Origin of the sequence: Pseudonocardia sp. 73-21 (assembly GCF_001899645.1) — a bacterium.
GTDB lineage: Bacteria > Actinomycetota > Actinomycetes > Mycobacteriales > Pseudonocardiaceae > Pseudonocardia.
On the sequence record NZ_MKVV01000102.1, the window covers coordinates 33,978 to 42,883 of the forward strand.

Consider the following 8,906-nt stretch of genomic DNA (forward strand, 5'->3'; position numbering starts at 1 on the left):
ACGGCGCGTGCGGCAGGCGGCGACGCCCTCGCCGCCTCAGCCAGGGCCCAGGCCCTGCGCTACCGCGGCGACCGGCGGGCGCTCGTTGTGCTGGCCGGCCGCGGAGACTCAGCGGCAGCAGACCAGCTCGGTCGTTTGCCGCTGCACGACGAGGATCTGCGCCGGGCCGATGCCGGCGAAACGTGGGCCGTGCTGAAGGTGGCTTCCCATCTGGGACGACGAGGCGACGGGGAAGCCCTGTGCCGCCTGGCCGAGCAGGGCTGGCTGCCCGCCCGCGAGGTGCTGGCCCGGGGTTGGACAGCCTGCCACAACATCAGCGCCCTGACGGCTGCGGCGGACGCAGGAAACACCACCGCGAGTTATGCGCTGGCTCGCGAGCTCGCGGTCCACCGTGATCTCGCTCCGCTCGCCGCGCGAGCCGACGCGGGTGACGGCGACGCCCGCTCGGCGCTCGCGTCGGCGCTCGCGCGTCGACGCGACGAGGACGGCCTGCGATCGCGGATCATCGAATCGCGAGATCCGTTCGGGCGCGCCGCGGTGCAGGTGCTGGCGGGGCGGCGCGACATCGCCGATCTTGCCCGGCGGGCCGACATGGGCGACCCTCTTGCCGCCGACGCCCTCGCCCGCAGGCTCGCTCGCTACCGCGACCTCGGACCGCTCAGAACCCGAGCTGCCGCTGGCGACCGGTTCGCCGTCGAGCAGCTTGCAGCCGCCCTGGCTCGGCGCCCGGCGCCGTCCGCCCGCGCGCGTCCGACTTGATCGCAGCCCCTGAGGAATTACCTGATCGTCGACAGTTTTGGAACCCCACAGGGCAGATGCAGCGTGTGGCAGGCGGCGCCGATCGCGGCCTCGGCGGCGGGGTCGGTCAACGCGGCCACCGGCGGCACCGCCTGTGGCGGGGTGGTGGGTGCGGCGGTTATGCGGTGGCCTTCCGACAGGGGTTCGTCATCGAGCAACGTGTCGTAGCCGCGCAGCGATGGGTGGCGGGCGGTCGGTGTCGGTGCGGGGCGGCTTGGGACAGCACCCTGGACACCGCGGCAGGTAGAGCCACTGGCGCGATAGCCGGGCCGGTGAGGTGGCGGCGGGCCTCGACCGCAACGAGGTCGGATCGTGACGACCCAGCTGCAGCGCGGCGGCCATCCCGGCGAGCACGGCGTGGGCGGGCATGGTGTGGTGCAGCAGCAGCACACCGATCAGCGCGCGGGTCCCGGGCCCGTCACCCAGGACGTGCCGGGACGCCCCAGAACGCCTGACTAGCCCCGGTGATTCATGGATGCCGTGGAGCGATCTTGTGATTGCGTCTGTCGGCCTGGCCGGTGCCGTTCCCTGGTAGTGGGCATGGTGATGCCGCCGGCGTGCTGGTTCTGCCGGTCGCTCCCGCCGCTCGTCGTGTCGGGATCGAGGATTAACCGGTCGGGACGGGCAGCGCGGCGAGCCGGGCGAACGCCGCAGCGAGGTCGCGGGCCCAGGGCCAGGTGCGCTGGATCCGTAGCCAGAGCCGTCGTTGTCCGCGGGTGAGCCGGGCGGCGACGTGCAGCAGCCGGTAGCGCAACGTCTTGGGCTCGGCCTTCGCCAGATCGCCGTGCAGGAGCAGGTGCTGGGTCCAGGCGATCAGGTCGACCGCCACCATGACCACGGTCAGCCAGGCGGCGTTGATCGCGAACGACCGGCTCGGGAAGTGGTCCAAGCCGGTGTCCTTCGCTGTGCGGATCCGGTCCTCGACCCGGGCGTGCGCGCGATGTCGGGCGTCGAGATGGGCGAGCTGTCCGAAGCTCGTGTCGGTAGCGAAGGCGGTGTAGCGCCAGCCATCTCGCTCCTCGAACGCGTCGAGTTGCGCCCCGGGATGCGGGCGCTCGCGACGTACGATCACCCTTGTCCCGGACGGGTAGCCGACCAGCAACCGGGCGGGCAGCACGCGGGTGATCTCGGCCAGACCGGCGCCGTCGCGGTGCCCGCCATCGGCGTCGACCGCGTCGGTCCACACCTTCTTCGCGATCGTGGCGATCGCCATCCGCTCTGGACCCCGGATCGCCCACCCGACCGAGAACTCGCAGCTCACCACCCCATCACGCAGGCCTCGGATGTGGGCGAGGAACTCCCGGGTGCAGCCGGCGGTGTCGGCCCGAACCAGGATCGGAGTGCCGTGACGGTGATGGTCGGGCAGCTGCGCGAGCGCGGCGTCCAGCACGACGATGCGGTCAGCGGCGGTGTTGCTGCCCGCGTTCCCGCGCCGCAGCGTGGCGGCGAGGAACTCGCCGGTGTTGTCGCAGAACGCCAGCATCGGGTGGAACCCGAACGTCTTCTTGAACGTCGGCGCCGCCAACTCCTTCTCGCTGTGACAGACCACGACCGACGCGTCCAGGTCGATCACCAGACCCGGCAGGTCACGCCCGGCCGCCCGAGCGGGCGGGAACGGCTGCCCGGTCAGCTCGGCGCGCTGCGCCCAGACCACCTCCCGGGCCGCGGCCCGAGCCCGTGCGACCGCACCCAACCCGGCGGTGTCGAGGCGGTCCAGCAGCCGCCAGCACGTCGAGTCCGACGCCACCGCCCCGAACAGCGCGGCCTGATCGGCCAGCACCGCGACGTCGGAGATCGTCGTCGCGCCGTCGGCGACCGCAACTGCCATGTCGACCGGGACCCGGCCCGGATCGTGCCGGGCCCGGGGCTTGCGCAGCCCGGCGAGCGTCTCGCCGAGTTGCCCGGTCAGCGTGGTCCGGTCCGCGATGTCGGCGAGCAGCCGAGACCCAGCGTGCGACACCACGCCCTCGCCGTCCGCGGCTGCCGTGATCTTCGGTCTGGTCGTTGTAGCCTGCACCTCGAAAGTGCTCCTCTACCTGGAAGATCTGGGCCCTCAGCAAGCACAGTCTCCCCTGGTAGCGGGGCACTTTCGTCTATCCGGACCCGGACACACCGGACCTGTCATGAAGAGCCGGGGCTAGGCCTCCATCACCACCGCGAACAACGCATGATCCACCCGCCGACGACGATCCAAAAGGGCGGGGAAGAACGACCCGGCGCGCAGCTTCTCCGATCCGCAACGCCAGATCCCCAGCCGGCGTGGACAACGTCCGAGAACTGGCGCCGTTGCGCTGGTTCGTGCGCGCCGGGCTTCGCTCCCACGGCCCCGCGCCATTCACGGCCGACACCTCGGTGTCGATCAACGCCTGGTACATCGTCTCGGCCGCGACCCGGACCCGGTCACCGGCCTTCAACACGTCCAAGACTTCGAGTAGGGCAGCATGGTCCATGGCCATCGTGTGTCGTGTCCCTTCGTGAGAACCCTTAGCCAGGTCTCACTGACCGTCACACGATGGCCGCCTCGATCATCCTCGCCACGCCGAGACCAGCGAACCCGAACTCCACCACTCCACGGGACGCAACCCGACTCGACGAGGCGACGCCCGCGCTGCGGTGGAGCAGTACCAGCGCCTTACACGTCGCTTCCACCTCCGGTGAAGCTTGGACCGGCCCCGCGACACGAATGGCCTAACCTCTCGGCGACCAACTGCTACCGCCTAGCTGCGCGTTCATCCCGCGATCCCGACCGCTAGTCATCGAGGGGTTCATCTTCGCAGGTCAAGGCAGGCGGCCGAGGTTCAAAACTGCATACCCCGCCACGTAGAGCACCCATCAGGTCACGGGAAAGCTCCGGCCCCATGAATCTGGGCGCCCCATCAACAGCTACTCCCTCCGCCGAAATGATGAGAGACCTGTCGTTTGCGGTGAGCAGCTTTTGTCATCACGGGGGCTGTGTAGGCGTGGCAACGCTGCCCGACGGTGGCCGAGCAGTGCGTGACACCAAGGCGACTGACGGTCCGATTCTCCTCTTCACCGCTGATGAGTGGCGCGCATTCCTTGCTGGCGCGCGCAACGGCGAGTTCGACTGATCAGGCCGCACCTACTTCGCGCTGCTGTTGACGAGGCTGCGCACGAAGGCTACTGAGGCCTCGGGGTTCAAGGTCTTCACCATCAGGTCCTGCCACATCTGCTCATACTTCGCAATCTCGCCAGCCGTGTCGAAGTAGGCGTCTTGGCCCGAGCTTTCAACGTTGACGACGACGCCGTCACGAACATCTCGAGGCTCGAAGATAGCGAACGTGCTCGTGGGGATCGTGAACCCGGCATCGAACGGCAAGATCTGGATCGTCACGTTGGCCCACTCGTTGCGGGCCAGGATTTCGACCAACTGTCGCTCCAGCACTGACGGGCTCGTCCCCCGGCGCAGCGCAGCCTCATCGAGCACGACATGCAACTCCACCGGCGGTGCACCTGGACGATCAGGCGCAATGACGACCTGCCGTCCGATCCGCACCCGGATCAAGTTGTCCAGCTCCTCAGACGTGACATAAGGCGCAACCCCGGCCAGGAGCATGCGCGCATAGTCCGGCGTCTGCAGTAGCCCAGAGACGGGAAGGCTGTACATGCGGATCTTTCGAGCTTCTGCCTCAAGTGAGATGTACAGATCGAGGTCTGCCGGCACGGCCGCCGAGAACGGCTGCCACCAGCCTGGCTCCTTCGCATCATGGGCCCACTCCAGGATCCGTGCGCGAGACTCATCCGGCGCCTGGTAGATCTCCAGAAGATCACGCACGTCACGGATCCGTGGAGCCACGGCGCCCGTCTCCAGCCGGCTCAACTTCGACGAGGACACCTCCAGCTGCTGCGCGACCGCTTGAAGATGCAGCCCCCGCCCGACTCGAAGCTGCTTCAATGCCGCTCCGAGCCTGCGCCGGATCACTGCCGGACCCCGTGCCGTCATCATCCCTCAGCTGCTTCCTGTCACCCGTTCGGTCCTTTACCAGCAAGAAATCAACGTTCATCGCTACTCAAAGTAGCTGCACTTGCATTGGCGCTCTTGCACATGACCCATCTGCAGACGGTCATGCCCGGACTGGCTGATGTCGTTCCGATGCTTGCGGGCGTCATGCTTGCACTACGACCGACTTCGGACCAGCAGGTACCGCCGACCGAGACCACTGGGGGATCTATGGACCTCGATCAGGACCGATCGACAGCAGGACCCCAGCACTTCGCTGTGAGGCGCCGCCGGGGCAAGCCTCGCGCACAGGACAGTCCGGCGGACCGAGACGCAGGCGGCGATCGCGGTCGGGGCGTCGCTCGGGACCACCCCGCAACGGCACGAACGGGAACGACACGCCAAAAAGCGACGACATCGCAACGAGGACACACCGGATCATCCTCCGTCCGTGGTGTGTTTCCACTGCCCGCTGCGACATCTCCTGGAGGTCTCGAGCCCCCGCATCTCCACGCTGTGAGACCCACGACGTCGCCGCCCGCGACGCGATCGCAATCACCGGTTGGCGCACAACGGAGGTGATCGTGCAGCAGCGGTTGAAGATCGGACGTTACGTCCTCATCAAGTTGATCGGGGAAGGTGGGATGGGCCAGGTATGGAAGGCCCACGACCCGGTGATCAAGAGGACCGTCGCGCTCAAGGTCCTCCTCCCCAAGCACGCAGCCGATGAGCAGTACCGCACGCGCTTCCTGCGTGAACCCCAACTCGCCGGGAACCTGAAGCACCCCAACATCGTCGTCGTTTACGACGCGGGCGCGGAGAACGGGGATCCGTACCTCGCCATGGAGTGGATCGACGGAACTGATCTCGGCAAGCTGGTAGCAGAGGGACCGCTGGCACCGCGCCGAGCCGTTCGTATCCTCGGCCAAATCGCGTCCGCGCTCGACACCGCACACAAGAACCGCCTCGTCCACCGCGACGTCAAGCCCAACAACATCCTGGTCAGCAAGAGTACGCCGGAGACCGCGCATCTCATCGACTTCGGAATCGGCAAAGAGATCGAGGCGACGACCGACTCCGGCAAAACCGATGGGGTCATTGGTACGCGCCAGTACGTTGCGCCCGAACGAATTACGGCCGCCATGAACGGCGAAGAGGACAGGCCGCACACTGGCGTGGACGTGTACTCGCTCGCTTGTGTCATGTATGAGGCCCTGACGGGACAGATGGCCTTCCCGACCGGCAACCTTGCGGATACTGCGGGGAACCGCCGACTGCCGAAGGCAACCGAAGCCAATCCGAAGCTGCCGATGGCCTGCAACGGCGTGCTCGAACGCGGTTTCGCCACCGATCCGCAAGCTCGCTTCACAACAGCCGGCCAACTGGTCGACGCGGTGGAGGACGTGCTCAATAGGCACGATCAGCTGACCGCGTGGGAGCGGGGAAGGCCGTTGACCCAGCCACGCGCCGCCGCGGCCCAGACAGCCGGTGGCGATGGCAATGGCGAAGCCCCCACCAACTCCAAGCTCAAGAAGCCTCAACCGGAGACACCCCGTCCCAAGCCCCAGACGCGACAGATGACGGCAAGGGCGGCCGCCCACAGACGTCCCCTATGGGGTCGCTGGATCCTCGCGATAGTCGCCGCCGGGGGCCTCACGGGATGGTTCCTGTGGACGGCCGGCAACGGCGATGCGCCTACTCCACCGCCCGCCGACATCGCCGTCGGCACCGCGCCGCATGCGATCGCAGTCGATAGCACCGGGAAGCTCGCCCTGGTGGCCGAAACCGGATCCGACGCGGTCGGTGTCGTCGATCTCACCCGCCGCACGGTCGTGGCGTCGATCCGGGTCGGCGACGAACCCGAAGCGGTGGCGTTGTCCGCAGACAACAGCACGGCGTACGTCCCGAACCGTGGCACCAACACGCTCTCGATGATCGACGTTGCGAAACGGTCGGTCCTCGCATCGATCCCCGTCGGCGACGGCCCAGTAGACGTCGCGCTTAGCCGGGATGGCCGCCGCGCGTACGTGAGCAACGCCGACGCAGGTAGCGTCTCGATCGTCGACACCGCCAGACGAGCGGTTGTCGGCGAGGTCGACGTCGCCCCGTTCTGGGGCGACACGCTTGGCGGACTCGCGGTCTCACCCGACGGTTCCCGTGTGCTCGTATCGGCCACGCGACAATGGTTCGAGGACCGCGTCTTCGAGATCGACACCGCTAAAGAAGAGGTCGCCAGCAGCGTCCGCGCTGGCGAGGCCCCGCAGGGCATCGTCTTCAGCCACGATGGCCGCTACGCCTACGTCGCCAACTCGGGCTCCAACACTATGTCAGTCATCGACGTAATCAACCGCGCAGAAATCACCGCCATCCCGGTCGGCAGAGAGCCGCAGAAAGTCGTGCTGTCCCCAGACGGCCGCTTGGCGTACGTCACAAGCCCGCGGTCAGACACCGTCACAGTTATCGACCTGACGACCAACGTCGTGACGCAAACGCTCTCCGTGGACGGCGGCCCTATCGACCTCGCGCCGGGCGCCGACGGCCAGGCATATGTCGTGAAGCAGAACAGTGGCGACCTGACCACCTACAGCCTCAATGGCTAAGCGCTCGAACGGCCTTGGCCCAAACTCATCGAAGGGGTCTTTCACCGGACCATGACACGCGACGACGCACCGGGCTACATCCGCTGCCTGGCCCGCGACTAGCTCGCCAGGATCGGCCAAATCCGGTCCGCGAAGCCACAATCACGCAGTGGCGACGTCGGTGTGAACGCTGAAAGGGGCTTGCCGCGCCTGGTTGTGAGCTTGACCCCTGACGCCGGACACGTCACCTGAGGTGGACCCCGGTCCGCCAGGGAGGATGTCGTTCGTGCCCGCACCTCACCCGCCGGAGTTCCGGCGCCGCGCCGTCGAGCTCGCCCGTCTCGGCGAGCAACCCATCGCAGCGATCGCGAAAGACCTGCGCATCTCCGAGTCGTGCCTGCGGAACTGGATCGCCCAGGACGACGCCGATAACGGCAACCCGTCGGCGACACGGCTGACCAGCGACGAGAAACGCGAGCTGGCCGAGCTCCGCAAGGACAAACGCCGCCTCGAGATCGAGAACGAGATCCTCAAGCGTGCCGCCGCCTACTTCGCCCGGGAGAACGTCCTCCCAAAGTAGTTTTCCCGCTGGTCCGTGAACTCGCCGACGACGGCTTCGACGTCGCGGTGGCCTGCCGGGTACTGCGCGTCCGCCGCCAGGGCTACTACGAATGGCGATCCGGAACGAAATCAGTCCGCACGCTGGAGAACGAGTTGTTGCTCAAACACATCGAGAAGATCCACGTCGACTCCCGCGGCACCTACGGCTGGCCGCGGATGCACGCCGAGTTGACCCTCGGTCTCGGCATCGCGGTCAACCACAAGCGGGTCGCCCGGCTGATGCGGGAGGCCGGGATTCAGGGTCTCTACCGGCGCCGGCGCCGCGGCTGCACCGCCCGTGACCAGCACGCCGAGCTCTACGCCGACCTGGTCGACCGCGACTTCGTCGTCGATGGACCCGACGAACTGTGGTGCACCGACATCACCGAACACCCCACTCTGGAAGGGAAGGTGTACTGCGCCGCAGTTCTCGACACATACTCACGACGCATCGTGGGATGGTCGATCGACAACAACATGCGCACCGCGCTGGTCGTCGATGCGTTGGGGATGGCGATCACCCGCCGTGGCCCGGAACGTCATTCCGCGATCCTGCATTCGGATCACGGGTCGCAGTTCACATCGTGGGCATTCGGGCAGCGGTTGGTCGACGCCGGCCTCGTCGGATCGATGGGCTCGATCGGCGATTGCTACGACAACTCCATGATGGAATCCTTCTGGGGCACCATGCAACTAGAGCTCCTCGACTCCCGAACATGGAAAACTCGTGCCGAGCTTGCCACCGCGATATTCGAGTGGATAGAGTGCTGGTACAACCCCAAGCGGCGCCATTCCAGCATCGGAATGCTTTCGCCTACGGACTACGAAGCAGCCCACACCGAGCCCGACCAAGATCACTGACCCCACACCGTCAGTGTCCGGCTCTGGGGGTCAAGCTCAGTTGTACATCAGGTCGGTGCTGTTTAGTGGCTTGTCACGCAGCCCTGGCCGGGTAATCGGTCCAGGTTCGG

Annotated in this window: 5 protein-coding genes and 2 pseudogenes; 4 read left to right on the forward strand and 3 right to left on the reverse strand. The window is 67.0% G+C overall.

Annotation, left to right across the window (positions count from 1 at the left end):
- Positions 1-759 (forward strand): hypothetical protein (locus BGP03_RS32945; protein ID WP_299738675.1); only part of this gene is annotated, 759 nt, incomplete at its 5' end.
- 646 nt (positions 760-1,405) lie between these two features.
- On the opposite strand, the gene BGP03_RS32950 is transcribed toward BGP03_RS32945, so the two are convergent.
- The gene (locus BGP03_RS32950) at positions 1,406-2,815 is read right to left on the reverse strand and encodes an IS1380 family transposase (protein ID WP_298795475.1); all 1,410 of its coding nucleotides are present in this window, start codon (positions 2,813-2,815) and stop codon (positions 1,406-1,408) included.
- A gap of 123 nt (positions 2,816-2,938) precedes the next feature.
- Positions 2,939-3,254 (reverse strand): annotated as a pseudogene (locus tag BGP03_RS32955) (transposase); the annotation flags it as partial.
- Positions 3,255-3,701: 447 nt separating this feature from the next.
- Between BGP03_RS32955 and BGP03_RS32960 the strand changes: the two are divergent.
- Positions 3,702-3,887, forward strand: a complete 186-nt coding sequence (locus BGP03_RS32960; RefSeq protein WP_298795514.1) for a DUF397 domain-containing protein — start codon at positions 3,702-3,704, stop codon at positions 3,885-3,887.
- A gap of 11 nt (positions 3,888-3,898) precedes the next feature.
- Here BGP03_RS32960 and BGP03_RS32965 read toward each other — a convergent pair whose 3' ends face one another.
- Positions 3,899-4,762, reverse strand: coding sequence for a helix-turn-helix transcriptional regulator (locus BGP03_RS32965; RefSeq protein ID WP_298795473.1), 864 nt, complete (start codon positions 4,760-4,762; stop codon positions 3,899-3,901).
- Between the two features lie 578 nt (positions 4,763-5,340).
- On the opposite strand from BGP03_RS32965, the gene BGP03_RS32970 reads away from it, so the two are divergent.
- Together BGP03_RS32970 and BGP03_RS32975 are read left to right on the forward strand one after the other, a co-directional pair.
- Positions 5,341-7,356, forward strand: a complete 2,016-nt coding sequence (locus tag BGP03_RS32970; RefSeq protein WP_298795471.1) for a serine/threonine-protein kinase — start codon at positions 5,341-5,343, stop codon at positions 7,354-7,356.
- Positions 7,357-7,621: 265 nt separating this feature from the next.
- Positions 7,622-8,796: pseudogene (locus tag BGP03_RS32975) on the forward strand (IS3 family transposase).
- Positions 8,797-8,906 lie beyond the last annotated feature (110 nt).

What these genes read in the sequence shown, in the direction of transcription:
- BGP03_RS32960 (WP_298795514.1), top strand. Translation starts at nt 3,702, where the DNA reads ATGAGAGACCTGTCGTTTGCGGTGAGCAGCTTTTGTCATCACGGGGGC.
- BGP03_RS32965 (WP_298795473.1), bottom strand. Translation starts at nt 4,762, where the DNA reads ATGATGACGGCACGGGGTCCGGCAGTGATCCGGCGCAGGCTCGGAGCG.